The organism is Pollutibacter soli, assembly GCA_029269725.1.
In the GTDB taxonomy this organism is placed as follows: domain Bacteria; phylum Bacteroidota; class Bacteroidia; order Chitinophagales; family Chitinophagaceae; genus Pollutibacter; species Pollutibacter soli.
The window spans coordinates 66,884-93,491 of the sequence record JARJHS010000014.1 but is presented as its reverse complement, the minus strand read 5'-3'; the positions used below and the strand labels follow the sequence as shown (position 1 = coordinate 93,491).

General features: G+C 43.4%; 22 protein-coding genes. 8 read left to right on the top strand and 14 right to left on the bottom strand.

Annotated elements, in window-relative coordinates; genetic code table 11:
- The first annotated feature begins 46 nt into the window (after window positions 1-46).
- From P2W82_RS23790 to P2W82_RS23780, 3 genes are all read left to right on the top strand, one after another.
- Window positions 47-2,323 (top strand): DUF7133 domain-containing protein, encoded by a 2,277-nt coding sequence (locus tag P2W82_RS23790; RefSeq protein WP_336518463.1) that lies wholly within the window; start codon window positions 47-49, stop codon window positions 2,321-2,323.
- A 120-nt stretch (window positions 2,324-2,443) separates the two neighbouring features.
- Complete coding sequence (locus tag P2W82_RS23785; RefSeq protein ID WP_336518462.1) at window positions 2,444-3,238, top strand: formylglycine-generating enzyme family protein; 795 nt, start codon at window positions 2,444-2,446, stop codon at window positions 3,236-3,238.
- 130 nt (window positions 3,239-3,368) lie between these two features.
- Window positions 3,369-4,094 carry a 3-keto-disaccharide hydrolase gene (locus tag P2W82_RS23780; RefSeq protein ID WP_336518461.1) on the top strand — a complete coding sequence of 242 codons (726 nt, stop codon included), beginning with the start codon at window positions 3,369-3,371 and terminating at the stop codon, window positions 4,092-4,094.
- A gap of 190 nt (window positions 4,095-4,284) precedes the next feature.
- Here P2W82_RS23780 and P2W82_RS23775 read toward each other — a convergent pair whose 3' ends face one another.
- The 3 genes from P2W82_RS23775 to P2W82_RS23765 form a co-directional block, all read right to left on the bottom strand.
- Complete coding sequence (locus P2W82_RS23775) at window positions 4,285-5,595, bottom strand: acetyl-CoA hydrolase/transferase family protein (RefSeq protein ID WP_336518460.1); 1,311 nt, start codon at window positions 5,593-5,595, stop codon at window positions 4,285-4,287.
- Window positions 5,596-5,700: 105 nt separating this feature from the next.
- Window positions 5,701-6,105 carry a VOC family protein gene (locus P2W82_RS23770; protein WP_336518459.1) on the bottom strand — a complete coding sequence of 135 codons (405 nt, stop codon included), beginning with the start codon at window positions 6,103-6,105 and terminating at the stop codon, window positions 5,701-5,703.
- Window positions 6,106-6,229: 124 nt separating this feature from the next.
- The gene (locus P2W82_RS23765) at window positions 6,230-7,471 is read right to left on the bottom strand and encodes an MFS transporter (RefSeq protein ID WP_336518458.1); all 1,242 of its coding nucleotides are present in this window, start codon (window positions 7,469-7,471) and stop codon (window positions 6,230-6,232) included.
- A 570-nt stretch (window positions 7,472-8,041) separates the two neighbouring features.
- On the opposite strand from P2W82_RS23765, the gene P2W82_RS23760 reads away from it, so the two are divergent.
- On the top strand, window positions 8,042-9,535 hold the full coding sequence (locus P2W82_RS23760) for a phage tail sheath family protein (protein WP_336518457.1): 1,494 nt from the start codon (window positions 8,042-8,044) through the stop codon (window positions 9,533-9,535).
- A 42-nt stretch (window positions 9,536-9,577) separates the two neighbouring features.
- On the top strand, window positions 9,578-10,030 hold the full coding sequence (locus P2W82_RS23755) for a phage tail protein (protein WP_336518456.1): 453 nt from the start codon (window positions 9,578-9,580) through the stop codon (window positions 10,028-10,030).
- Between the two features lie 190 nt (window positions 10,031-10,220).
- Here the strand turns inward: P2W82_RS23755 and P2W82_RS23750 are convergent, their stop codons facing one another.
- From P2W82_RS23750 to P2W82_RS23735, 4 genes are all read right to left on the bottom strand, one after another.
- Window positions 10,221-10,580: a hypothetical protein gene (locus P2W82_RS23750; protein WP_336518455.1), complete on the bottom strand. Its 360-nt coding sequence runs from the start codon at window positions 10,578-10,580 to the stop codon at window positions 10,221-10,223.
- Window positions 10,581-11,472: 892 nt separating this feature from the next.
- A complete protein-coding gene (locus tag P2W82_RS23745; protein ID WP_336518454.1) occupies window positions 11,473-13,350 on the bottom strand; it encodes a M61 family metallopeptidase in 1,878 nt (625 codons plus the stop codon).
- Window positions 13,351-13,474: 124 nt separating this feature from the next.
- Window positions 13,475-14,371 carry a 4-hydroxy-tetrahydrodipicolinate synthase gene (gene dapA / locus P2W82_RS23740; protein WP_336518453.1) on the bottom strand — a complete coding sequence of 299 codons (897 nt, stop codon included), beginning with the start codon at window positions 14,369-14,371 and terminating at the stop codon, window positions 13,475-13,477.
- A gap of 177 nt (window positions 14,372-14,548) precedes the next feature.
- Window positions 14,549-15,532, bottom strand: a complete 984-nt coding sequence (locus P2W82_RS23735) for an acetyl-CoA carboxylase carboxyltransferase subunit alpha (RefSeq protein WP_336518452.1) — start codon at window positions 15,530-15,532, stop codon at window positions 14,549-14,551.
- A 160-nt stretch (window positions 15,533-15,692) separates the two neighbouring features.
- Here P2W82_RS23735 and araD1 point away from each other — a divergent pair, with 160 nt between their 5' ends.
- Window positions 15,693-16,655 (top strand): AraD1 family protein, encoded by a 963-nt coding sequence (araD1, locus tag P2W82_RS23730; protein WP_336518451.1) that lies wholly within the window; start codon window positions 15,693-15,695, stop codon window positions 16,653-16,655.
- A gap of 89 nt (window positions 16,656-16,744) precedes the next feature.
- On the opposite strand, the gene P2W82_RS23725 is transcribed toward araD1, so the two are convergent.
- From P2W82_RS23725 to P2W82_RS23700, 6 genes are all read right to left on the bottom strand, one after another.
- Window positions 16,745-17,167, bottom strand: coding sequence for a hypothetical protein (locus P2W82_RS23725; RefSeq protein WP_336518450.1), 423 nt, complete (start codon window positions 17,165-17,167; stop codon window positions 16,745-16,747).
- A 32-nt stretch (window positions 17,168-17,199) separates the two neighbouring features.
- Window positions 17,200-18,369, bottom strand: coding sequence for a DcaP family trimeric outer membrane transporter (locus P2W82_RS23720; RefSeq protein ID WP_336518449.1), 1,170 nt, complete (start codon window positions 18,367-18,369; stop codon window positions 17,200-17,202).
- A gap of 73 nt (window positions 18,370-18,442) precedes the next feature.
- Window positions 18,443-19,465 (bottom strand): hypothetical protein, encoded by a 1,023-nt coding sequence (locus tag P2W82_RS23715; RefSeq protein WP_336518448.1) that lies wholly within the window; start codon window positions 19,463-19,465, stop codon window positions 18,443-18,445.
- Window positions 19,466-19,523: 58 nt separating this feature from the next.
- Entirely contained in the window at window positions 19,524-20,855 is a 1,332-nt protein-coding gene (locus P2W82_RS23710; protein ID WP_336518447.1) for a Dyp-type peroxidase, read from the bottom strand.
- A 27-nt stretch (window positions 20,856-20,882) separates the two neighbouring features.
- The gene (locus P2W82_RS23705) at window positions 20,883-21,428 is read right to left on the bottom strand and encodes a hypothetical protein (RefSeq protein WP_336518446.1); all 546 of its coding nucleotides are present in this window, start codon (window positions 21,426-21,428) and stop codon (window positions 20,883-20,885) included.
- 154 nt (window positions 21,429-21,582) lie between these two features.
- Window positions 21,583-22,983 (bottom strand): SLC13 family permease, encoded by a 1,401-nt coding sequence (locus P2W82_RS23700; RefSeq protein WP_336518445.1) that lies wholly within the window; start codon window positions 22,981-22,983, stop codon window positions 21,583-21,585.
- A 365-nt stretch (window positions 22,984-23,348) separates the two neighbouring features.
- Here P2W82_RS23700 and P2W82_RS23695 point away from each other — a divergent pair, with 365 nt between their 5' ends.
- Both P2W82_RS23695 and P2W82_RS23690 read left to right on the top strand, forming a co-directional pair.
- Window positions 23,349-23,921: a hypothetical protein gene (locus tag P2W82_RS23695; RefSeq protein ID WP_336518444.1), complete on the top strand. Its 573-nt coding sequence runs from the start codon at window positions 23,349-23,351 to the stop codon at window positions 23,919-23,921.
- Between the two features lie 196 nt (window positions 23,922-24,117).
- Window positions 24,118-24,258: a hypothetical protein gene (locus P2W82_RS23690; protein ID WP_336518443.1), complete on the top strand. Its 141-nt coding sequence runs from the start codon at window positions 24,118-24,120 to the stop codon at window positions 24,256-24,258.
- 43 nt (window positions 24,259-24,301) lie between these two features.
- Here the strand turns inward: P2W82_RS23690 and bglX are convergent, their stop codons facing one another.
- On the bottom strand, window positions 24,302-26,572 hold the full coding sequence (gene bglX, locus P2W82_RS23685; protein WP_336518442.1) for a beta-glucosidase BglX: 2,271 nt from the start codon (window positions 26,570-26,572) through the stop codon (window positions 24,302-24,304).
- Window positions 26,573-26,608 lie beyond the last annotated feature (36 nt).

The following is a 26,608-nucleotide window of genomic DNA, read 5'->3' as shown; positions in this document are numbered from 1 at the left end:
CGAGGTTTGACAATTCGCTAAATTTGTCCTCCCCAACGCCTGACATATGAAATGGTTTGTACCTCTGTTGATTGTTAGTTTATCTCTCGTTATTTCCTGCAGCCAGGAAAAAAAATCGCCGTTACCGAAAGAGTTCGTCAGGGTTGTGGTGGATACAAATCCACCAGTGACGCCACTTTCACCAGAAGAAAGTATTCAGAAAATTCAACTACCGCCCGGCTACCGCGTAGAAGTGGTGGCCAGTGAACCAATGGTCCAGGAGCCAGTTGCAATAGCCTGGGATGGAAACGGACGCATGTATGTTGCGGAAATGAATACCTACATGATCGATGCGGAAGCGACCGGTGAGTTTGAACGGACAAGCAGGATCAAACTGCTCGAGGACACGGATGGCGATGGCAAAATGGACAAATACACGGTGTTCGTTGATAGCCTGCTTTTGCCTCGCGCCATTCTTTGTGTAGGAGATCAATTGTATGTGCAGCAAACCAATGTGCAGGATATCCGCAGTTATCGCGACACCAATGGTGATGGCAAGGCCGATGACGAAAAAATCGTTTTTAAAAATGATGTGCTCGATGTCAGGAACCTCGAACATCAGAATGGTGCGCTGTACTGGAATATCGATAACTGGATCTATCCGTCGAGGGACAATCTCAGGTATAAATATCGTAATGGAATGTTATCTGCAGATACCATGGTCGATAATATGATCGGGCAATGGGGGCTGACCAGTGATAATTACGGCCGGCTGTATTATTCTGAAGCCGGACCTGGTTTACCGGCGGTGCAGATTCAGCAAATGCCTGCATATGGTTCGCTCAATTTCCAGGATCAGTATGATGAAGCTTTCACTGTTCCATGGCCGGTCATCGGTACACTCGATGCGCAAGGCGGCCGGCAAGCTTTAAGACCCGAAGATAACACGTTAAAAAAATTTACTTCCGGTTGCGGACAAACGATTTTTCGTGGAGATCGTTTACCTGCTGATATGATCGGTGATTATTTTATTCCTGAACCGGTGGGCAGAATTATCAAGCGGGGGAAAGTGATCAATGACAGTGGAAAGATTTATATACGTGATGCTTATAAAGAAAAGGATTGGCTCGCTTCCGCAGATTTCAATTTCCGCCCGGTGAACACGTACACTGGTCCGGACGGATGTTTTTATATTGTTGATATGTATCATGGAATTATCCAGGAGAGTGAATGGACGGATTCGGCATCTTATCTCGGGAAAATTATCGCGCAAAAGGAAATATATAAAAATCGAGGCATGGGACGGATACTTCGGGTGGTACATGATGATTTCAAACCTGATGCGCAGCGGCCCAAAATGCTAAATGAATCTGCTGCTCAACTGGTACAATATCTTGATCATCCCAACGGATGGTGGCGCGATAATGCACAACAAATCATCATCGTAAAAAATGATCAATCGATTGTCCCGGATCTCAAAAAGATTGCTTTGGGTGAGCAGGCGGTGCTGAAAAATAAAGCCAGCGCGCTTGCACGCATTCACGCATTATGGACGCTTGAAGGTTTGAATGCGATTGATCAGGCGACACTTCAGAAAGCGATGACTGATACTGACCCGCAGGTAAGGAAAGCTGCAGTATGGATCAGTGAAAGTTTTTTAAAGAAGAATGATGAGGGTATCATTAACTCTCTTGCGTTACTAAAAGAAGATACCAGTGCCGATGTACGCGTTCAGCTATCTTTATCACTTCGTGGTAGCAATAACGCGAAGGCGCAAATGATTTTACAGGAATTACTGGCAGAAAATAAGGATAACCAGATGATCCGGTTTTCAAATTCGATTTATGCTGAAGCTAAAAAGACGGCTGAAGAAGAAGCCAGGCGTACACGAAATCTAAGTCCTGCCGACCGGAAACTCGTGACCGATGGTGCTGTTATTTACAAACAACTCTGTTCATCCTGTCATGGTACGGATGGAAAAGGAATAACGATCGGTGGTGGTCCGATGCCGGCTCCGCCATTGGTTGGTTCGCCGCGAGTGAGAGGGGATAAAATTATGTTGACGCAATTGCTATTGCTCGGATTGCAGGGGCCGGTTGATGGGAAAACTTATCCGAATACGATGCCTGCAATGAAAGCACAGGATGATAAATGGATCGCATCTGTGTTGAGCTATATTCGTAACAGCAGTGAACTGGGAAATAAATCTTCGGTGGTGACAGAAGCGGAGGTAAAAAAGATACGTGCAGAATCACCGAAAGATATGGGTAGTGGATTTACAATACAGTTGCTGGAGATATTTAAGCTGGGTAGGGCGGAGAGAACGAATTGGGACAAGAAGTAGTGTGTGGTAAGTAGTAAGTAGTAAGCAGGAGTTTGTAGTAATTAGTTGACAGGAAAAAACCACACATATATCAGCATGTCTGGATTTGATTTATTGAAATAAATCGTACATATAATATACATGAAATTATTCATCAGCATATTTTCATTCATTCTTCTGATTTCCTGCGGAACTAAAGCACAGCCTCCAGAATTCAGGAATCACATCGGCATTCAATTCATTCTGATACAGCCCGGATCGGTGGTGGTTGGAAAATTTCAACCCAGCGTTGGTAAAGTCGATTTTGATGGAAAGCCATTACCAGAAAAAATGATAAAAGCTTCTGAAGAAATGGCAAAGAATGATATTATGCAAGGTTTCGAAGTAAAGATTGAGAAGCCATTCTATATCGGTAAATATGAAATTACGCAAGGACAGTGGCAAAAAGTATTGGGAGCAAATCCTTCGATTTTTAAAAATGATAGCAGTGCGAATCAACCAGTGGAAAATATCTCATGGACAGATGCGCAACAGTTCTTAAAAAAATTAAACTCCCTTGATAAGAAGCATCATTACCGTTTACCAACCGAATTTGAGTGGGAATATGCTGCACGTGCTGGAGCAACGGATGATATTCCCTGGAAAGAGATCAATGCTGCTGCAGTTCTTGGTGGCACGATGCCTGCGAAGGTTGGTACAAAAAAGCCAAATGCGTGGGGGATCTACGACATGCTGGGAAATGTTTGGGAGTGGACGGCTGATTTTTACAATGAAAAGATATTCGCCGACCCGTCGCCTATGCGTTCGGGTAAGGAGCATGTATTGAAAGGAGCATCATTCACCGGAGATGTAAAAAATGCGACTTACATGACACATGCCGGCGGCCCGGGGAATGGATATGATATTGGGTTGAGGATAGTGATGGAAACGAAGTAGGGTTGAACGTAGAAAGTGGAACGTTAAAACGGCCAGTTCATAGTTCATAGTTCATAGTTCATAGTTCTTAGTTCTTAGTTGAAACAGCCAATTCGATTTTGGAAAACTGAACACAAAATTTATGTGTGGATTGATCTCAATTTTTAGTGAGCATTTTATTTCAAAGAAGAAAATAAAATTGTGTTTTCTGTTATCTGCATCTCTGTTTTTTTGCCAGACTTCTTTTGCGCAGGTACCTGCGGGATTCATACCCATTTTCAACGGGAAAAACCTGGAAGGCTGGCATATCAGCAGAACAAGTCACCAGGGAACGACGCCGGATGTGAGCGTGGAAAATGGAATGATGATCCTGAGACAAAAACCTTATGGACAAGGTGGAGTGATTCTTTCCGATAAAAAGTATAAAAATTTTGAACTCTATCTTGAAGTGAAAATTGATTCTTTTACCAATGGCGGAATTTTTCTTCGTTCTTCAGAAAGTGGAATTGCTTACCAGGTGGAGCTCGATGAAAATTCAAAAGGAACCGGTGCCTTATTGGGCGAACGTATGCCGGTGAGTAAAGGAGCAAAGGCTTCGGAGATTTCAAAAGTATGGAAAGCGAATGACTGGAATTCATTCAGAATAAGAATGGTAGGAGATACGCCTCGGATCACACTCTGGATAAATGATGTACAGATGTGGGATGTGGTTCAACCTAAAAATGATTTTATCGCCGGTGTTACTGAAGGAATGATCGGATTACAGTCGCACTGGACTGCTCTATATTCGCCGAAAGCAAATGAATGGAATGGCTTACGGTTATGGGCGCCAGGGGCCGAACATAGGTTCCGGAATATTGGAATAAAGGTGTTGTGACACGTTTTCGGTTTTTTGACGGCCTGCGCCGGTGAACACCAAAAATGCCTGCGGCATGAAGAACAGCCGTAACGCGGAGGGAGAAATATACGCGGAGAGGAGAAGTTTATAGATGCGTCTGCGGACGAGAGAGCCAATTAGGATTTTGATAATCCGGTGAAATGTATCCACCTCAACAGCCGGCTGGTCCCTACTTACTACTTACCGATTCGTCCTTCCAGCTTTTTTTTGAAAATCTTTCGAAGGAACTTCTCTCAAGCTTTTCCCTATGATCAGGATGCGCGATGCTCACCAGCATTCTCGCACGTTGTTCCATGGTTTTTCCATAAAGATTGACAACACCATATTCGGTAACGACATAATGCACATGTCCTCTCGTTGTTACAACGCCTGCACCCGGATTCAACATCGGTACAATTCTGCTGAGTCCTTTTTTTGTGATCGAAGGAATCGCAATGATCGGTTTTCCTCCGGGTGACAACGCAGCCCCACGCATAAAATCCATCTGTCCGCCAATACCGGAATACTGATAAGTTCCGATAGAATCGGCGCACACCTGACCAGTAATATCAATTTCGATGGCGCTATTGACCGCAATCATTTTCGGATTGCGCCTGATGATTGCTGTGTCATTCACCCAACTGATATCCTTAAGACTCACAAAGGGGTTGTTATCAACAAAATCATATAATTTTCTCGTACCCAGCAAAAAGCTGCTTACAATCTTACCAGGCTTGATTACTTTATGTCGATTGGTTACAACGCCACGATGTACAAGATCAACAACACCATCAGAAAACATTTCTGTATGGACGCCAAGATCTTTATGGGTTGTCAATTGTTTGAGTACTGCATCAGGAATGGCACCAATACCGAGCTGAAGAGTGGATCCGTCATCGATTAATTCTGCCACATGTTTTCCGATCTGCTCAGAAACCGGATCAATTTTAATACTGTAATCAACTTCCGGAAGTTCGGTTTCCGCATACACCAGCGAATGGAATCGCGAGATATGAATTACGCCATCTCCAAAAACTCTCGGCATACGCGGATTCACCTGTGCGATGACGTTAGTTGCATTATGTACTGCGCTCAGTGCTGCATCAACAGATGTTCCCAGTGAACAATAGCCATGATTGTCAGGTGGTGAAACCTGTATCAATGCCACCTGAAGAGGAAGTATTTTCCGATCAAACAATTGCGGGATCTCGCTCAGAAAAATCGGAGTATAGCTTCCCCTGCTGCTGTTTACCCACTCACGGACATTAGCGGAAACAAACAATGAATTCATATAGAAACTATCGGTTACACCGGGCTGTTTCCATTGGATGTCGCCATATGTACTAACCGATACCAGTTCAACATGATTAATTTCTCCTGCTCTTTTCAGTAATGTATTGAGCAGAATCAACGGTGTTGCTGCGCTGCCATGTACAAACACCCTGTCTCCACTTTTTACAATCTGTACTGCTTCTTCAGGAGAAATGTATTTTACATCCATCACATTTATTTTTTAAAATTCCCGGCTGAGTTAAACTTTTGCAGTCGCAAAATGAAAAATCGTACGCAAGGTATTGTTGTGTCTGATCATTTTTACTGACAAAAATCAGTCGATGTATTTTGTTGTTACCTCAAGCCGGTTCCCTTCAGGATCAAGTGTTTCGAATTCGTAATAGCCATCACCTGTTTTTCTTGGGCCCCGCAATATCTTGTACCCCTCATTTTTCATTTGAACAGCTTTCTCGTCTACCTGGGCCATAGTATCAACGCCAAATGCGAGATGAATGATCCCTTTATGCTGCAATGACTGCGTATCATTAAGATTATCAGGAATTCCCGGTTTCATCATCAACTCTAATCGCGCGCCCGACCTGAATGTGAGAAAGTAGCTTTCAAATCCATTGCTTTGGTTGGTGTATTTCCCGTTCGGTATACCTCCAAAATATTTGATATAAAAATCCTTTAGTGTTTCCAGATTATCTGTCCAGATGGCAACATGTTCCAGTGTCATAAAAAATCTGATTTGGAAATTCAACGAACTATTATTCAAATGTTCAATATCCTGCGCATAAAAAAAAAGTCCGCTGGTTAAACAGCGGACTTCAACTTATAACTTAACACGTATAACCTAAAACTTAATGTGCGCCTGCAGGAACAGCGCCAGACACTCTCGGGTTGGCTTTTTTCTGCCAGAAGAAGAAGATCAGGAACAGTACAATCAGTATCGCAGGAAAAGCAACCATTTTAGTAAGGGTTGCCTGGCCTGCAGCAAGTTCCAGCTCGTTTCCTGAAAGGCCTTCGGCAGCTTTTGCAGCTTTGGCTGAATCAATCCAGCTTCCGATGAAAGGCTGGAATATAGCGGTGGAAAACATTCCAACCCCTCCAACAATTGACATGCCGAGTGCGCCACTTAATGGTACACGCTGTGCCACGGCACCGACCATGGTGGGCCAGAAAAAGCAAACACCAATGGCAAAAAAGATCGCTGCAACATAAGCCAGCGGACCTGTAACAGTACTGAAAAGATATATACCGATTGCCGCAAAGATTGATCCTCCCAATAAAACACCGGTCTGACCAAGTGCATGTGTTACCGGGCCACCAAACCATCTGCCCACGGCCATCAGACCTGTCACCAGCGCCAGGATCAGCATTGGGCTCGCGCCACTTTTAGACATGATCAATCCTACCCATTGCTGCGGACCGAACTCTGTGATCGCAGTCAGTGCCATACAAACGAAAATGAAGATGTATGTCCATGTTCCCATCGCTTTCAGGTTCTGACTAATATGGGCAGCACCTTCGAATTTTGGTTTGGGAAATGTTTTGCCAAAGAACAGCACAGCATAGATGATCGTAGGAATCATCGTAACCCACATCTGCGCCTGCCAGCTCATGTTCGCATCAGTCATGAATTTTGAAATCAGGCTACCGACTACGATGCCACCCGGAAACCACATATGGAACCTGTTCAGCATCTTACTCATTTTGTCGCCTGAATACATGTCTGCGATCATTGGATTACAAGCCGCTTCCGTACAACCGTTACCGATACCGATAAACAGCGTTGACACCAGCAAAGTGGTGTAACTGCCAGCATAAATTGTGGTGAGAATTCCGATAGTGTGACAAACGAATGCCACGAGCATGATGTTTTTCGGACCAAAGGAATGATACACCAGGCCTCCGATGATCATGGAGATCGGAAATCCCAGGAACCACATGGAATTAATAAAACCCAGTTGTTCGGCTGTAAGACCGAATGATTCTCCCAACTGGGGAAGGATACCCGCACGGATAGAAAACGTGAAGGCCGTCGTAATTAGGGCAAAGCAGCTACCGTTGAAGAGCGCGCTTTTATTAATGTTCTCGCTCATTAATGAAAGGTTTTGACTTTTAGATAAAATTTGAATAACGTTGAAACTTACTATGAAGCAATATAAAAATAAATAGTTGATCCTGCGACTTCGATAAAAATAATGTTCCCTTTTTAGAAAATGAAATTCTGTATATATTAAAATATAAAATGTCTTTACAAGTCTGCCTGTTCCAGGCTTAAATACTGTGTGAACAACTCAATCTCACCAGAAAACGGGAGGTTTTCTATCGAAGATGATATTAGAAATATTCTGAAGCAGAATGATTTCTGTCAGGATAATGCTTAATTCAGATAAAAAAATTATGCAGCAGATCTCCCGGGATACCTTCTGTAATAGCCTTCCTGCAAATCTGCCCGGAAATTTTTATCTGACATTCACATCCACAGAGGTATTTACATACTGACATTGAACCCGGGTACCAGGGTTTATCCCCGGTTGCTGAATCTATCCTAACTTAACAGTGTAATTTAATTCTTCGCGGCTGTTATTTCTTCGCCGGTACCATCGCGTACCTGTTAGTAGCATTTCTCAGGATCTTTTGTAAATCACTCTTTAAAACCACGGATCATGTCAAATGAATACAAAACTCCCGGAGTATATGTGCAGGAGGTAAATCCCTTACCCATGTCAGTTGTCGCTGTCGAAACAGCTTTGCCTGTTTTTGTCGGGTATACTGAAAAATGGAAGAAAAATGACATTAGTCTTATTGGCGAACCCATCCGGATTTCTTCATTCATTGAATTCGAAGAAATTTTTGGAGGTGCCTGTCAGCATCGGTTTACTATTGATTTGCCGGTGACAGATTCTGCCGTTCCGCTGGTATTTGATCCATCCATGATATCAGGACCTGACGAAAGGTTTTATCTTTTTCATTGTATGCTGCTCTTCTTTCAGAATGGTGGAGGCGATTGCTTCATTCTTTCGTTGGGGGGATACGATGGCGATGACTCTGTACAAAGAATAAACGCTGACGATTTTAAAAAGCTTGGTGTTTTTGAGAAGCTCACATCGACACCCGGCCCCTCATTGATCCTGGCTCCTGATTTTGTTTCTCATCGTGATAGTTGTTATCTGCTTTACCAGGATATGCTGAAATTCTGTGCCGACACCAAATCCTGTTTCGCAATACTCGATGTAATACCTGATGATACTGATGTAGATTCTGCTGCCACGATTCAGCATTTCAGAGATGCCATTGGTGAATCAAACAGGAGTTATGGCGCGGCATATTATCCATGGTTGAATACATCTGTTGTGGGTCAAACACAAGTAAGCCTGGCGAACCTGGATATTTATCCGACCGATCTCAAAAAAATATTACCGGAACAAGCGGCACTCAAAGCCCTTGATGAATACAATGCAGTTCCCGGGTGTGATACCGCGACAGAACAAGCGATTAAATTATCGGAATTACACAATACACTTGTTCAATCGAGTATAGTTTACAAACAAATAATGGAAACCATCAGTAGCAGATTGAACCTGCTTCCGCCTGGTGCGGCAATTGCAGGGATATATACAACGGTTGATCTGACCCTCGGACCATGGAAAGCGCCTGCGAATGTGTCTATTGCTTCCGTGCAGTCTGCATCGGTAAAAATAACAGGCCGTCATCAGGAAAATATGAATGTGGATCCTGTTGCGGGGAAATCTGTAAATGCGATACGTGAGTTTGAAGGTCGTGGTATCATCGTATGGGGTGCAAGAACGCTGGATGGAAACAGCAATGACTGGCGTTATATCAGTGTAAGAAGAACTTTGATGATGATTGAACAATCACTCATCCTTGCGTGTAAAGCCTGGGTATTTGAACCCAATGATGCAGGTACATGGGTGAAGATGAAAGGCATGATGCAGAATTTTCTCACCGGTTTGTGGAGGCAGGGAGCATTGCAGGGAAGTAAACCGGAAGAGGCCTTTCACGTCAAGCTCGGCTTAGGGGAGTCTATGACTGCAGCTGATATGCAGAATGGATTGCTGAAGGCTATTGTGATGATTGCAATGCTGAGGCCCGGTGAATTTATTTCTTTTGAATTGGTTCAACATCAGCAGATGCAGTAATCATTCACTCAAACAAATTTTCAACATATAAAATGATAGATCATGGGAGAACGTATAAAAGAAGGTACTGTGCCGGAAGCGCGGAAACCACAATTTAATTTCATTGCCAGGATTGATGATCAGGATTTTTATTTCACAGAAATTTCAGGGTTAGGAAGTGAACATCAGCTAATTGATTTTCGCGGAAATGAACCGCGGTTTTCGGGCGATTTAAACTCAATTCCCGGACGGAAAGATGGAACAGTAACGCTTAAAAGGGGTGTATTTAAAGGGAAAAAAGATGATTGGATAAAGATGGCATCGCGAGGTTTGAATGTAAGGAAAGAGGATGTTGTTATTTCATTACTCAACGAAGAGGGTAATATTGTAAGGAAGTGGAAAATCTACAATGCTTTCCCTGTGAAAGTTCAGTCTTCCGATCTGAAAGCCGATGGTAACGAAGTGGCCGTTGAAACTTTGGAATTGTCTCATGAGGGAATTTCTGTTGAAGAATAATCGCTTTACTAATTAATGTGGAAATGTCCTATATGGCAAATGCAAAAGGGCAGGTGATCTCTACCTGCCCCAAACGAAAAATCGGCTTCAAATGGTAAACCTTTGCGGGTTATTGATTGAATTGGTTTAGTAAGTATGCTTGTTCGAGAAAGGATTTTAAACCTGTTTTTCTGAAATCAATTCGTAGCAGTTAGCTTATCAGCCCAAAGCCTGTCGCCAGAGATAAAACAACTACGGTGATATCGATCAGGATGCTGAAAAAGAAAACGGGAATGGTATATTTTGTTGGAAGTGCAGCGAGATTGGCGATCAGGGAAATACCCATGGCCACGATGGCTGCTACCCAGAACACGATATTGTTTCCACCGAATACAACGGCCAGTAAGGTCAGCGGTGTAATGATACATCCATGTGCTGCGAGAATTCCACCTACCCAGCCAAACCTGTACTTTTCCTGGCTCTCGGCCCAGTGAATGAAGTGACTGAGTAATGATTCTTTTTTTGCTGCTATCGGGAAATCAAGATTGTACGCGTGTTGAAGAGTTTCCATTTTGATTTGTTTTACAGGTGTAAAAATGCAACGGGACGGGAAGAGCAAAGATGACCATAGTTAAGAGGGAGCATGATTTTAATCAATTGGTTCCATGTTTTACGTTCTACGGTTAACGTTGAACGTAAAATGCTGGCCTAAGCTGGAGATAATTTCGATATAAAAGGAAATCAGGATTGTTGCTTCGTTAGCAGGGCGGTCGCTGGTGCCCGCCAGGTAGTTTTAATGGATGCAGTATTGGTATTAAACAGGAGCAGATGGTTGGAAAAAATAAATTGCCATGCCTGATGACTAAAAAATCATCGGGCCTACGGCTCTGTTAAATCGTCGAGCTACGGCTCTTATTTGTTTAATTGATCCTTTACCACGGAATGAATTCCGTGGCTATAAGAAAACCGAGCCTACGGCTCTATAAGATTGTCGAACGCATGGTTCCATAAAAATCAGGCAGCATTAATCCCGATGACCTACCGGCAATAAAAAATCGCCAATCCCCAATGAACATCATCTGCTAGTTAACGTATATGTAAAAAAGAGATGGTTGCCTCGATGACCATAGCTTACTAAAGGAACGTCAACGCCGAGTGAAGACTATCAATTCATTATGGTGTTTGCAAAAAAAAAGAGGCGCAAGCCTCGATGATCTTATAGCGGCGGATTTCAATCCGCCGCAAAGAATTTATTAATGATTCAAGAGCCGTAGGCTCGACCTGTTTTTAAGAAGATAATTGTGTTTATTACACGATTTGCTTTGCGCGGCATCCATCATCGGCAAGAACAAACGTTTAACGTTACACGTTATACGTTTACCTGAATTACGGAAGCATCTATCACCAGCAAGAGCCGACGTTCTACGTTCTACGTTCTACGTTCTACGTTCTACGTTAAACGTTCAACGTCCCTTCATCCACGCGTCTTTCAACGCCTTTTTTGACTCATCTGTAAACTTATATCCCTGCTGGTCCTTGTAATTGAGTTTTACATTTGCCTTCAGCTCCATCGGACTTCCGTTTCTTTCGATTTTCATCGTTACCGTTTCATTCTCATCCAGACCATTTCCCGCCATCAAGACTTTCATGATTTCGGTCGCGTCCAGCGATTGACCATTCATTTCCAGAAGTACATCGCGATTTTTGATGCCCATAGAATTCATGAATTCATTTTTTGTATCAGGTACCAATGCAATGATCTGCTTTTTTGCATTCGGCATGATATAGGGCATTTCACCAATGATAAAAACTGTAGGTTCAGGAACTTTTATATTTATCGGCGTTGCACCCATTTTTGCGAAATACATTTCGTAATCAACCGGTTTTCCGCCGATTATATGTTCCTGGAGAAATGCTCCAACCTCCGGATAAGAAAGTTTTGTAAACTCAGCAAAAATAGCGTTGTCATCGAATGGTTTTTCCTGTCCATAGATATTGGACAATTCACCCATCACATCGAGAATTCCTTTTTTGCCACCTGATTTTTCCCTGATGATGATATCGATGCACATAGCGAGCAGCGCTCCTTTCTGGTACACATTCGCATATTGCTTCTTCATTTCGGGCTCCACCACATTCTTACTCATACGGGTAAACGAAACCGTATCAGCATAGTAGCCTGACTCTGCAATCTTACCAGCCATTGTTTTGAGGAATTCATCTTCAGTAATCAAACCCTGGTTGACCTGGAAAAGATGAGCAAAGTATTCGGTGACACCTTCATACATCCAAAGATTCTGACTCATCACCGGTTCACTGAAATTGAAATCCTGTATTTCGCGGGAATGCACTTTCAAAGGTGTTAGTGTGTGAAAGAATTCATGCGAAATAACATCGATCAGGCTTTTTGCCTTCATTGATTGGCTGAAAACTGCAGTCGTTGACGTGTTGTGTTCAAGGGCGCCCTGGCCTCTTGCGTCGGTTTTGTCGTTTTCAGTGATGTACAACAGGATGGCGTATTTTTTTGTGTTGTTGATCTTGCCGAGGAAAGCTTTCTGTGCAACCATCATCTTCTGCATATCAGCTTTAAATGCCCGTGCACTGATGGCTTTGTTTTTGGGAGAATAAACAGCCAGCAGTACTTCCATTCCGTCAACCGTAAATGTTGCGGTATCCGGTGCAGCATACATCACCGGGTGATCAATCAATTCTGCATATCGTGGTTGCAGGAACACATCTTTGTCTTTTGCGGCTTCCGTATCCATCATGGAAGTGGCGCCATATAAATCACCTGGATGTGCAATTTCCAGTTTGTAGGGAATATTCTCCATGCCTGAAAAATAACCTGCAAAACCTGCCATATTCAACACGAAATTTTTTCCCGCGAGAATATTTGTTCCGGCAGGAGAGAATATCGTAGAACTTTCATCCATAAACACATCACCGATCTCAGAATCGTAAGTATCATTTACAACGTAAGTGAGTTTTGCGAGTTGCTCAGCGCCACTGATTTCAAAAGTGTTTGAATCCTTGCGAACCACCGGCAACTGTCTTCCTGCTTTATCGTATGCAAAAAAGCTGTCGACATACCGACCATAATCGGCTATGGCATAAGTTCCGGGAATGATTCGTGGAAATTTGAATTCTGTTGTAGCCCCCGTGATAGCAGGCGCATTCACAGTCACTTTTACCTGGTCATTGTTTACATTTTTCAGATCGATGTTGATTCCGACTTCCTTTTGCGGAACACTGCGGGAAGCAGTGCCGGTTGTAGTTCGTGTACTCTTGCAGGATATCAACAGCAAGGCAAAAGCGATGGCAGGAACAATGTTATACTTCATCTAGTAATTTCAATTAAGGTAATTAAGGATTGTGCGACGCTATTATGATAAAACAGGAATTTGCTCATGGTATTGTTGCAAATTCCTGGCACATTATTATTTGTTCAGCACTGACGTTTCTTCATCAGAATACATACTGCTTCTTCACGATCTCGGCAAGGGACCTGATCTTTTTCAGCAAGCCCGAACTCACCGGAACCACCGGCAGACGAACATGTGCTTCACAAAGTCCCAGCTCCTGCATATAAGCTTTCACACCTGCGGGGCTGCCTTCTGAGAAAAGAGTAGGTATGATATCTGTTAACTGGTAATGCAATTTTTGCGCCGTGGTATAGTCACCGGCAAGGCATAACCGAACCATATCAGAGAAAATCCGCGGATATGCATTGGCCACAACAGATATAACACCGATGGCACCACAGGACATCATCGGTAGCGTAATTCCATCGTCACCGCTGATCACTTCAAAACCGGCAGGCTTGTACTTGATGATCTGCATGATCTGATCGAAATTTCCGGAAGCTTCTTTTGTTGCGAAAATATTCCGGCATTCTTCAGCTATTCTTAGAGTTGTTTCCGCTGAAACATTCATTCCGGTCCGTCCGGGAACATTATATAACATCATCGGCAGGGGAGACGCTTCACTGATCGCGCGATAATGCTGAAACAATCCTTCCTGGCTGGGTTTGTTATAATATGGCGAAACAGATAAAATCGCACTGTATCCGTCGAGATCATAAGATTTAAAATCACTGATCACACTTCTTGTATCATTTCCTCCAATGCCGGCAACCAATGGAAGTTTTCCATTGTTAGCACCGGCAACAAATGAAAATATCTTCTGCTTTTCGTTATGATCAAGGGTGGCAGTTTCGCCAGTGGTACCTAGTACTACGAGGTATTCAATTCCTCCCTCTGTAAGGAAATGTACCAGTTTCTCCAATGCATTGAAATCAATTTCGCCCTGCGCATCAAAAGGTGTGATCATGGCTACACCTGTGCCCCGAAAATTATATCGCATATCAGAAAAAAGTAAAACGGAAAATTAATGAATAGTTGGCAGTTGTCAGTTGTCGGTTATCAGCCGGCCTGCCGGCGGGTTAGCGGAACGAGTGCCTGCAGTTGAACTGAATGGAATTCCTGTGACTGTAATACACTGACTTCCGGCTGTTTTCTCCTGCGTGCTAAATCCTCCTGCTTACTGATTCACAGCATTTTCTTCCCAGAATCCCATGCGGCTGAATTTTTCAATTCTTTCTTCCACCCGCTTTCGTGGGTCGATCTTCTTTAGCTGCTGTACAACCGGTATCAGGTGTTTTTTGAGAATGGCGGCTGCTTCATTATAATCCCAGTGAGCGCCACCCAATGGCTCGGGAATAACTCCGTCTACGAGGCGGAATTTCAGCATATGATCGGGGGTAAGTTTGAGTTCGTCGGCGGCCTTTTCTTTCATATCCCAGCTCCTCCATAAGATCGAGCTGCAGCTTTCGGGGGAAATCACTGTGTACCAGGTGTTTTCCATCATAAATACGCGGTCTCCGACACCGATACCCAATGCTCCGCCGCTGGCGCCTTCGCCTATAATTACGCAGATGATCGGCACTTTCAGTTGCATCATCTCATAAATATTACGGGCGATGGCTTCGCCCTGGCCGCGTTCTTCTGCTTCGATACCGGGGAATGCACCCGGAGTATCTACCAATGTGATCACGGGTTTATTGAACTTCTCAGCCAGTTTCATCAGACGGAGCGCCTTACGGTAGCCTTCAGGGTTGGCCATTCCGAAATTGCGCAACTGGCGCATCTTTGTATTAATTCCTTTTTGCTGGCCCATAATCATCACGGTTTCTCCATCCAGCTGGGCAAACCCGCCAACAATAGCTTTATCATCTTTGAAATTTCTGTCGCCATGCAGCTCCACAAAATTGGTGCACATGCGATTGATATAGGCCAATGTATATGGGCGGTCAGGATGACGGCTCAATTGAACTTTCTGCCAGGCAGAAAGATGCTCAGTGATATCACGTTTTTTAGCAACGATGCGATCTTCGAGCTCTTTTATAGAGTCGGACAGGTCCAGTTTATTCTTCTCAGAAGTTGCTTTCAATTGTTCGATCTGGTCATACAGTTCCTTAACGGGTTTTTCAAACTCCAGAAACTGTCTGTTCGCAAGCTCGGGCATAGGCAGAATTTAATACCGTTCTTAGACGGGCGGGTGTAAAGGTAAGGGTTGAACGGAAAAATAATGCATAGACCTGACAGGTTTCTAAAAGCTGTTTGGTCTCAGACTCGCTATTTATTTGGATATTGTTGTTGATCTTTTTGATTCAAACTAATTATATATGAGATTGATCCAGTTTCTCGACGTTAATAACCGGTCTTCTGTTGGCATTTGTGAAGGGAACGATGTCCGAATCCTGGAAAATACCGATTCAACATATGCCTTGTTCATGTTTGCTGAGAACAAGGGAATTAAACTGGAAGAAGCGGCACATACTTTTCTTTCCGGGGAACATGTTGATTTCAGAAAGCTGGTTGAAGAAAAAAGATTGAAGGTTCCGCTCAGCCATCCGGATCCCTATCACACCTGGGTGACGGGTACAGGATTAACTCACCTGGGCAGCGCGTCATCTCGAAATGCCATGCACCAAAAATCTTCAGAAGATCCGAACCCGACGGATTCCATTAAGATGTTTCGCATGGGAATTGAAAACGGGAAAATGATTGAAGGAAAGCCCGGTGTTCAACCAGAATGGTTTTATAAGGGAAACGGGTTGTCCGTTGTTGCTTCGGGTGAAGCAATACCATCTCCATCATTTGCACTTGATGGGGGAGAGGAGCCTGAAATCGCAGCGGTGTATATCATCAATAAAAAGGGAGAGCCGAAAAGAGTCGGTTATGCTTTAGGGAATGAATTTTCTGATCATAAGATGGAGAAAATAAATTATCTCTATCTCGCGCATTCGAAGCTGCGAACCTGTTCATTTGGCCCCGAATTGTTAACCGGAGAACTTCCGGAACATATCACCGGCAAAACAAGAATCAAAAGAGATGGAAAAATTATATGGGAAAAAGATTTTCTTACAGGAGAGGCAAATATGAGTCACAATATCAGTAACCTGGAGTACCATCATTTTAAGTATGAATTATTCAGACAGCCGGGTGATGTACATATTCATTTTATGGGGACGTCGGTATTGAGTTTTGCAGATGGCGTCGAAGTTGCTGAAGGTGATTCTTTTGAAATAGAAGCAGATGCGTTTCAGCATCCGTTGATTAATACATTTCAGGTGAGAAAGGGTTGAAGAATTGAGTCTGCGGCCGGCTGTTCTACGTTTAACGTTATACGTACAACGTTAAACCCGCATGTTCTTACTTAAAAAGCAGCTCGTAATTAATTATGCTCATTATCTTTTTTTTCGAAAAGTTTAATGACCCTATTCACCGGACCACGAAGTAATAAATAAGGAACTACTGCCAGTATAAATGCAACGATCAGAGATTCGAGTGGGTAAAAATAATTTTCAGTTTTTTTACTAAAAATCACAACGAGCTGATAAATTATATCCAGTATCGTTCCTACAATAAATATTTTTCCAACATCTTTCCATACTTCTTTCGCGATGTCTCGCTTATCGCTGCGCTTTGAAAGGATAAATCGTTCCAGGTAAGGCATTGTCCCAGCCTTCGAATCTCTGACTGCAGCAAGAATTGCAAATATGACCGATACCGTAGGTTGTATAAAAAACCTGAGATTGAGCGGACCTTCTGTTCTTGAAAGAAGATTCTCCCAAACGCGTTGAAATATTTCAATCATGATATGTAGTATTAAAAGTGATGAGTCAAATACTAAAATCCCGTCTTCGTAGAAAAATTGAATTTGAAAGACACCTGTAACTTACTGGCAACCGAATGAAATCCGTCACTGAAATTTTCTCTCTTTCCAAACTGGTATTCCAGTCCGGCCATGATGTTCGTCCATGGCATAAATCTAACATTGACCATGGCATACCTTCCTTTTCGGAATGCATTTTGCGGTTGAAGGTCTCCGTTAGTAACATTTTCCTGCGAATATCCAATCGTGCTTTGGCACCAGTCATTCCACCTCATTTCTGCAAAACTGAAAAAGCCCCAGGCAGGTTGTGCGATTCCTTTGATAGGTTTTGCAGGATCGACAAGATTCGTTTCCGGCACGACATCTGCAGGCGCATCAGCAATATGACTCTCTATACCATGACCCTGTATTGTCTGCACTTTGACTGTACATCTTTTTCCCAGGTTAAGCGCTGTGCTGATTGTCCAGCCCCAGCCAATGGCACTTCCGCTCAGGTCTTGCGTGGTGGATCCTGAAACATCTTTCCATTGCATCATTTTTGCAATCGCAGCTACCTGCACATGTCCCCACGATCCCCTTCTTTTGTAATGTGCAGTAAAGTTTGGCATTTTGAAAACAGGTTTCACATTCGCGAGTTGAATACTGGTTGCATCATCGCCGCCATCCGCTGTTGCGCCTGGTCTTTCAATAGCAATAGCAAGACGGTGTTTGTCGTTGCTGATGGGCGTATACCTGACCTGGATATTAAAATTGAAGATCCTCGTCATCGGTCCCCAATAATCAAGTGTGACGGGAAAAACATCCTGGTCCATAAAAACAGAAGCTGTTTGTCCGATAAGAAATTTTCCAAGCTCACCATAGGCGTTGATCAGATGAAATGTAGTCTGACCTATATTTTTCCCAAACCCCATCAAATCAAATAGAAAGTCTGTTTTTAATTCACCAAGAGAAGTATTGGTAGTGGATTTTATTCCAAACCTTGTCTGGCGAACACTGAAGAAAAAATTTCCATCAGTCCCAAACTCATTTTTGAAAGATGGAAGTTTAGTCGGACGCATTACGTCAAACCAATGAGGATCGATGCTATTGAAGTTGTAGCCCATGTCCGTCATTATGAATCCATATACTTCAAGATTGGTTTTCTTTTCCTGCGCATTCGCCCCGCATAAAAAACAAATCATCATACAAAAGGCGTTCATTTTTTTGAAATGCCTTTTGTATTTGAAGATGGATACGATCATTGACAGGCTTTGGAAATTATTTAAGTGTCGCAATATTTTTCCAGAACCGGTCAAGACTGTCATCGCTTCCAAACAGGGTAGTGAAAATGGTAGAATCCGCGAGGAGGATATGACCTGCTCTTTCCTCATTCGGTGGCATCCAGAGAAACATATTGAACTCCGTATTGCCTGCTTCAATAAAAGGATGCGGATTGGTCATATCGATCGGCTGACGTGCCAGCACTGATATTAAAGAACTGTCATTGGTAGTAACTTCATAATGTGGCAGGTGCATATGAAAATTAAAAGTCGAAACTCCGTTCAGCATTCCGAGTTTGTCGAAGTCTTTGTTGATGGACAAAGGAACAAGTTGATTAGTGCCACCGAGGGTTGCTGGTCTGAGGCCGTATTTGTTTTCAACAGGCACACCTAATCCTTTCATTAATGATCGGGTGTACTTTCCGAAACGTTGCTGACGTGGTACCAGCGGATCGCCATGATGTTTGTACTCCATCTGGCGTTGTTTAAGATCTTCTGAAGCACCTACATCATGGTGCGGGCTCAGAACCAGACAGGTTCCTTCGCGTTTTAAGAATTCTTTTATAGCACTTATCTCTTCAGGTGCTGCCTCCTGTTCGGTGACAAGATGATCCAATCCGAAAACCATCAATGTATCTGTGTCAGCCAGTATCCTTTCGTCAATGGGTAGCCGGTGCCCTGCCTGGTCTATACGTTGATAAATCGCTACCGGTTGGTGTGTGAAATCCTCAGCCAGTTGTTGAAAACGTATGGTACCCAAATGAAAAAGCTCCAATGTCCCTGCAATCCCCTGGAGAAACATTTTTTCAGAATATTCAATGGATTCAAAATTGGGCCAGCCGGTTCGGCGTACTTCCGCCATGGTAGAAAACCTGTTGTCCAGGTTATTGATATCCTGATTTGCTTCCCATGGATAACTCCATGTCCAGTATATGCTTATTCGACGCTGGCCTGGAACATATTTCCTGGGTGTAAGCATCTGGTTGTATAATCTCGGACGGGAAGCGCTGGATAAGCTCATTGTGAAAGTTTTTCGTTGTTCGTTGTTCGCTTTTCGTTGTTCGTTTTTCGTCGGACGTTTAACGTTTTACGTTCAACGTAGCCAGATATTTCAATCCACTGATGCCGGGCAGAAAAAAATATGCACCGCCACGAACATTAGTGAATGCAGGAATATTTTTAAGCCGGCGTTTGATGGGTCTTTTTGGAATAACCATATCTAATGTGCCATCCTGCAAACCACAAAAAGGATCGCGCTCATTCAGTTCTTCAAACCCGGTGTCATTTGCCCAGACAGAAATCAGGAATTCAAACTGTCGTGAGATGTCAGCACAGCCCGCAAACACAGCAATACCGCGATTCGCACCATCTTCAGGTGCATCATCCGGGAGATGTGGACCGTAAGTACCACCTCGCCTGATAATGAGTCTCCGATGCATGATCTGTGAAACAGAATTATCTCTTACATTCATCCTCCGTATATGAGCACCTACCGGGCAGGCATAACCGTGAGGATCCATCTTTTCATAATCGAACATGTTGTTCCGGCTATCATCAAATCCCAGTTCATGATCATCTTTATCCGGAGACAATACAAGCGGTGCGCCGCTTTTGCGCCAGCGTCCCATCATTTTTGCAGCAATCAGTTCCTGTTCTTCAACAGTTTTGCCATTCGCTTTCAGGTAATCGCGAAATGCTCCTACATGCTCCTGCATTTTTCTGTAAGCGATATAGCTTCCGTTTTTTGTTAAAGCTTCGGGTTTGGGCAAGGGGACTATTGCGCCTGATTCATCAGGATAACCCAGGAAAAACTCTCCAGGTTTGCTGGGAGGATGCGAACCTGGTGATGGCTCAATACCCAGGCCTTCAATTACTGGAGTTGTAATCCTGTCGCGATAACCGAAATGCTCATGAACATAATCGTAAGGCGGAATCGCTTCAAGATGCAATGTTGATAATACCTGGACGCCGGGATTCTGATGCAGATATTCCTGGTGCTTTGCTATGCATCTTTCTTTTTCAGCTTTATCGCGTGCAAAAAGAATGACTACAGCATGCAGATCCGGGCTCGCCATATGATCTTCCCAGTGATCGGGATGATTCGCTCCCGTATCACCCAGCATTGCAGCGCGTGCGGCCATGCCCTGGCGAAAAGGTTCAGGAAATGTTGAAAGGGATTCTTCATCAAGTCCTAGTGCTTTAAGACCATTGAACGTAAATGCCATCGATACCCAACGCATGTCGGTGTCGCTGGCTGCCATTACTGTTTTTGCGTTCCCAACGGTATCGAGTAATGAAGCAATCCAGTTTCTTCCGCTTTCTGCATTTTTAAAAGTGACAAATACGTATTCGGCAATAGTCGCGTGAGGGCGCGTCAGCAGGTAGTGTTGAATGTCGTCCAGTTCAAGCATCAGCAAGTGTTATAATTCGGAAAGAATTTATTGCATCTGATCCAGCATTTCAGAGAACGCGGCTTTTAATTTCAGCGCTTTTTTAATTTCATCTGCAGATACAAATGGGTATTCCCCATACTCGAGGAAACTATTGCATTGGTGTTCGCGTACAAATTTGATAAATGCAGGCGCATTCGTTTTCCAGTCGGTTGGAAATCCTACAAGATTCTCGAATACAGTATCAACACCTGCAAGTCCGAATAACTGAATTGCATCTTCCGTGTATTTGTCAAAATCCGTATCAAAAATTCCCTGGTACATAAACCTGGTATCATTGTCAAACAACACCCATCGGAGGTAATGTAATTTGAGTGGTGCAAGAATTTCCGGAGAGCCTTTCAATGCTTCTTCCAGTTTCACACCATAATTGCGGATTGTTTCGGCTCTTCCGGGGATAACATCAGCAATAATCGTAAAGCCATAGCAAGCAGGAGTTTTTGGCCATACCGGTCCATATCTTCCCTGTTCCCATTCGCTGCTTTCTTTAGGTATGGCCTTAGCTTTCGGAGTCATCCATTCGTGATTTGACATCAATAAAGATTTTAGATTTTTAATTTGTTTTACAGGTTAGTTACGGCTGGTGTAAGAGCGCAACATACAATTGTTTGAGAACCTGCCTGTGGAAATATACCACTTTACGGTAAAACGAAAAAGAGTATGCAGCGAAGTTGCTGGTTTATGTTTTTTACATCCAGTTTCTGACAATCATTACCCAGATGGCTGCAAGTACAGGACCCAGGATACCTATCAGTAAGCCTCCCAAACGAAAGTCTTTAATCGATAATAAGCCGGTGCTGTAAACTATTGCATTTGGTGGAGTTGATACAGGCAGAAAAATAGCCGCGGAACTGGCTAGTGCTACGGCAATGGCAGATTCTTTTTCGAAACCTGGTAATAATGCGAATGCCATTGGAAGTAAGATCGCACTGGTGGCTGCATTGCTCATAACGTTGGATATAAGCATGGAAGCAATCGCGAAGATCAGTATCAAAGCAAACGGATTTATTGTTAACGATTGCATCTGCAATGCATAATGCGCGAGAATTCCTGTTGATTCCAATGCAAGCCCGAGCGACATTCCACCGGCAATCAGCAGGAGCACATCCCATGGCATTGACTTTACATCATCAGCAGTAATAATTCCTGTGAGGGTAAATGCTACAATAGGTACAGCTGAAACTGCAGAGACAGAAATATGATGCACCGAGCTTGTGAGCCAGAGTACGAGTGTACTGATTAAAACAACCAGTACTACAACCCTGTCTTTTTTTGATGCTGAAAATGCTGAAGATTCTGCATTGCTTTCAAAGACAGTATTTATTGGGGTTTTATTTTTAACGTATAGACGAAGTAATACAAAACAGCAGATACCGGAAAGTAAAAGTGTTACAGGAACACCATATTTCATCCATTCCAGGAAATCAACGTGGATGTTATTCAGTTCCAGGATACCTGCAGTAAGCACATTGGAAGGTGTTCCGATAATTGTTCCCATTCCGCCCGTTGCAGTTCCGATGGAGATACTGAGCAGCAAAGCTTTGCTGAGACCTGAATTATTTTTGTTGTTCAGCAAGGGCGAAAGAGAAGCAACAAGCATTGCAGCTGCTGCCGTGTTGGACATGATCATTGATGAAAATGTAGTTACGGTCATCACGGCGATAAGAATATTTGCCGGTTTGTTACCAGACAACTTTAATGTCATACGTAATAATCTTTCGTCGAATCTTGTCTTTGTCATGGCCCTCGCAAGAAAAAATCCTCCAAGCATCAGCCATATGGTACTGCTTGAGAAAGTATTCACATACTGGTCAATTTTTACAGGGGCATCATTAAAAAATGGATTACCTAGTGTAAAAACAAGGTAAGCTAAGATGAAAAGTGCTACGGCAAAAGGTGGGATGGCTTCGGTGATCCAAAGGCAAACGGAAAAAAACAGCAGAAACAAAACATAAGTCTGCGAGCGCGTGAATTCCGGTACGTACAATAGCCAACAGAGCAAGGCAGAGATTGCCAATGACGCGATAAAAAAAATGAGCGTGCGTGATTTTTTTGGCTGAGCAGCATTGGTCGTAATTTGTTCCGTCATTCAATGCATGTTTTTGCAATCATTAAGCTGAAACAAATTTGTTCAGCCGATTCACCGGGTAATTAATGATGTATGCCGGATTAACAACTTTGCTCATTTCAATAGCAAATCGCCGTTCATTTCAGCGGATGTTGTGTAAATCTAATAAACGGGTCCATGCGACGAATTTGTAACTGTAAAATGATTACAATCGGTCAGGATATTTGGCAATAGGTTGTAGTTAACCATGTAATATGATGGTAACAAGCCGGCAAATCAATCTTCAGATTCTTTTGCATTTCATCCCTGAAGATTGACAATTCATTCCGTTTTATGAATTGTCCGGATGGGTATTGATTCAGTTTTACGGTACAAATTGAAAGAAAATGAAACCGTTAGTCTGGATTTTTGGAATTGTATTGATGATCAGTTGCCGGAAGAATGATGATCTATGGATCAATCCACCAATGAAATACAGGGATCTGAATAACCAGGTGGTTGGTGAAAATGGAAGGCTGGTATTGGATTTAAATGAAGATGGAAAAAATGATTTCCGCTTTTCAGAATGGGAATATGCAAGTAATGCCGAGAACGCGATGGTCCAGGAATTTTATGTGTTTACTTATGAAGACTCCTACACATTAACGAGTTGGAACGAGTTCAGCCAGGCGCTTAATAGAGATCAGGTCATTGCCGTCCAGGCGCCCGTCAATTTCGAGTGGGCGAATGTATCGCAGACCAATTTTGCAAAACAGATCCGGCCCACAGGCGGTCCGAATACGTGGCTGGGTCCCTGGAAAGATGTGCAGCATAAATTTCTGCCGGTGCAGATCACGATTGCAGGGGAGCGGCATAACGGCTGGATCGAGATCAGTATGGACACCGGCCGTAAAGAGCTGACTTTGCACCGCGCGGCATGGAGCGAGAAATCCGATGAAGCAGTTTTAGCGGGGAGATAGCTCAGTTTTTGTCGCAAAGCGCCCGCAGCGGGATACAACCTGGGAGGTCTAAGACCTCCCAGGTTTAAAAGACCTCCCAGGTTTATAACACCTGCCAGGTCTTAAGACCTGCCAGGTTTGCCCGTGAAACTTCAATCCAGGTGAATTGCGTTGACTTTCTGGGAAAGCCCGATTCCGTTGTCTTTTTATCAGGGGGTTGATTTCACCATCAGGTATTGAAACCATACTTAGTTCGATTGCACCGTTCCTGTTATCCGGAAAAGCATACCTGATAGCATTGGTGACGGCTTCGTTGATGATCAGGCAGACAGGAATCGCTTTTGAAATATCCAGTTGAAACGTGGCACTTTCAACTTCAAAACCCACTTATTACTTACTACTCACTTCTTCCAATTAATCTTCCCGCTCTTTACTTCACTGGAATTCGTTCCGATATGAATTATAAAATCCCCGCTTTCCCAATCCCATTTCAGGTTACTGTTGAAGAACTTCAATTGTTCGGTAGTAATTTTAAAACTGACTTCTTTGCTTTCGCCGGGCTGTAAAAGGATCTTCTGAAATCCTTTGAGGTCCTTCACTGAACGCGTTACGCTCGCTACAACATCGGCGACATACATTTGCACAACTTCTTCTCCGGCAACTTTGCCACTATTCGTGAGCGTTACCAAGGCGGTTAATGTTTCATTTCCCTTCAGATCTGTTTTGCTCAGCTTTACATCGCCATAAGTGAATGTTGTATAACTTAATCCAAATCCAAAGGGATATAAAGGATCATTGCTTACGTCAAGGTAATTTGATTTGAACTTGGCCCATTCTTCATTGTTGAAAGGACGACCAGTATGCTTGTGATTATAGATGATCGGAATCTGTCCGACATTTCTTGGAAAAGTGGATGTCAGTTTCCCGGACGGATTGTAATTGCCGAATAGAACATCTGCTATGGCATTACCTGCTTCAGTTCCGCCAAACCACACATCGAGAATCGAATTCATGTTTTTTGATTCCCAGTTCAATGTCATCGCGCGGCCGTTGAAAAGCACCATTACCATCGGCTTACCGGTTTTTGCGAGCGCTTTCAAAAGTTCCAACTGAGACTCAGGCAAGCCGATATCTGAACGACTACTTGCCTCGCCCGTCATATCAGCAGCTTCGCCGACAACGGCCACTATCACATCTGCATTTTTTGCTGCTGCGACAGCCTCGGCAATCATTTCTGCTGGCGAACGCTTGTCAATTTCAATCTCATCCGGAGGGAAAACATTGGTCCGTTTGATCAGCATCGAATCATCTGAAATATTCGCTCCTTTTGCATAAGTGATTTTTGCGCCAGGCGCCACATTTTTTATTCCTTCGATCACTGTAATTGCTTTTGTAAAATCACCTGCTACACTCCAGGTACCGAGCATATTTCTTTTACTGTCAGCCAGCGGACCCACCAACGCTATCGATGCATCTTTTTTCAACGGAAGCAGTTGTGCATCATTCTTTAGTAATACAAAAGAACGAGCTGCAATTTCTCTTGCCGCTTTACGGGTCTCAGGCGTAAGAATTTCTTTTGCAGGTCGGGATTCATCCATATACCTGTACGGATCTGTAAAAAGACCGAGTTTATATTTTGCCTCAAGAATTCTGCGACAGGCATCATCAATCTGTTTTTGTGTAACCTTACCCTCTTTCAATGATTTTTTCAATGTCGTCAGAAAACCTTCGCCCACCATATCCATGTCAAGACCAGCATGTAAGGCCAGAGCAGAAACTGTCTGCAGATCACCCAGGCTGTGATTCACCATTTCGTTTACAGAAGTATAATCGCTCACCACCAATCCTTTAAATCCCCATTGCCTGCGAAGGAGATCAGTGAGTAACCATTTATTACCAGTCGCCGGCACTGCATCAATATCATTGAATGAACTCATCACGCTGCCAACACCTGCATCTACTGCTGCTTTGTATGGCGGCAGATAGTATTCATACATTTTGATCTTACTCATGTCGACACTATTATAATCGCGACCAGCTTCCGCAGCACCATACAACGCGAAATGTTTCACACAGGCCATCAATGTATTTGTGGAAGAATAATCTTTTCCCTGGTAACCACGAACCATTGCTTTTGCGATTTCACTACCGAGATATGGGTCTTCACCCGAACCCTCTGAAACCCTTCCCCAGCGCGGATCACGCGCGATGTCCACCATCGGACTGAATGCCCAGCACAAACCATCTGCGGTTGCTTCGGTAGCTGCAATTCTTGCACTCCGTTCGATCAATGCCATATCCCAGCTGCATGAAAGTCCGAGTGGTATCGGGAACAATGTTTTATGGCCATGGATCACATCCAACCCAAAAAATAAAGGAATTTTCAACCGCGAATTTTTTACTGCGATGTCCTGCGCCTGGCGAACCTTTTCGGGCCCGGTGATTCCAAACAGTCCACCTACAAATCCTTTCCTCAGATTTTCATCCACGCCTTTGCTTACTACCGATCCAGTGACAGCTCCACCGGGTGTAACCAGGTTTAGCTGACCGATCTTTTCTTCCAATGTCATTTTGCTCATCAGGTTTGTAACAAATGCATTCATTTTTGCATCTGACTGCGCAAATAACTGCACAGCAAATAAAACCGGAAGGATTGCAAACAACTTTTTCACGAGATAAAATTTTATCACTGAATGTAGGCCGATTTG

Coding starts and splice junctions, on each gene's coding strand:
- P2W82_RS23790 (WP_336518463.1), top strand. CDS start 47: ATGAAATGGTTTGTACCTCTGTTGATTGTTAGTTTATCTCTCGTTATT.
- P2W82_RS23785 (WP_336518462.1), top strand. CDS start 2,444: ATGAAATTATTCATCAGCATATTTTCATTCATTCTTCTGATTTCCTGC.
- P2W82_RS23775 (WP_336518460.1), bottom strand. CDS start 5,595: ATGGATGTAAAATACATTTCTCCTGAAGAAGCAGTACAGATTGTAAAA.
- P2W82_RS23770 (WP_336518459.1), bottom strand. CDS start 6,105: ATGACACTGGAACATGTTGCCATCTGGACAGATAATCTGGAAACACTA.
- P2W82_RS23765 (WP_336518458.1), bottom strand. CDS start 7,471: ATGAGCGAGAACATTAATAAAAGCGCGCTCTTCAACGGTAGCTGCTTT.
- P2W82_RS23760 (WP_336518457.1), top strand. CDS start 8,042: ATGTCAAATGAATACAAAACTCCCGGAGTATATGTGCAGGAGGTAAAT.
- P2W82_RS23755 (WP_336518456.1), top strand. CDS start 9,578: ATGGGAGAACGTATAAAAGAAGGTACTGTGCCGGAAGCGCGGAAACCA.
- P2W82_RS23750 (WP_336518455.1), bottom strand. CDS start 10,580: ATGGAAACTCTTCAACACGCGTACAATCTTGATTTCCCGATAGCAGCA.
- P2W82_RS23745 (WP_336518454.1), bottom strand. CDS start 13,350: ATGAAGTATAACATTGTTCCTGCCATCGCTTTTGCCTTGCTGTTGATA.
- dapA (WP_336518453.1), bottom strand. CDS start 14,371: ATGCGATATAATTTTCGGGGCACAGGTGTAGCCATGATCACACCTTTT.
- P2W82_RS23735 (WP_336518452.1), bottom strand. CDS start 15,532: ATGCCCGAGCTTGCGAACAGACAGTTTCTGGAGTTTGAAAAACCCGTT.
- araD1 (WP_336518451.1), top strand. CDS start 15,693: ATGAGATTGATCCAGTTTCTCGACGTTAATAACCGGTCTTCTGTTGGC.
- P2W82_RS23725 (WP_336518450.1), bottom strand. CDS start 17,167: ATGATTGAAATATTTCAACGCGTTTGGGAGAATCTTCTTTCAAGAACA.
- P2W82_RS23720 (WP_336518449.1), bottom strand. CDS start 18,369: ATGATGATTTGTTTTTTATGCGGGGCGAATGCGCAGGAAAAGAAAACC.
- P2W82_RS23715 (WP_336518448.1), bottom strand. CDS start 19,465: ATGAGCTTATCCAGCGCTTCCCGTCCGAGATTATACAACCAGATGCTT.
- P2W82_RS23710 (WP_336518447.1), bottom strand. CDS start 20,855: ATGCTTGAACTGGACGACATTCAACACTACCTGCTGACGCGCCCTCAC.
- P2W82_RS23705 (WP_336518446.1), bottom strand. CDS start 21,428: ATGTCAAATCACGAATGGATGACTCCGAAAGCTAAGGCCATACCTAAA.
- P2W82_RS23700 (WP_336518445.1), bottom strand. CDS start 22,983: ATGACGGAACAAATTACGACCAATGCTGCTCAGCCAAAAAAATCACGC.
- P2W82_RS23695 (WP_336518444.1), top strand. CDS start 23,349: ATGAAACCGTTAGTCTGGATTTTTGGAATTGTATTGATGATCAGTTGC.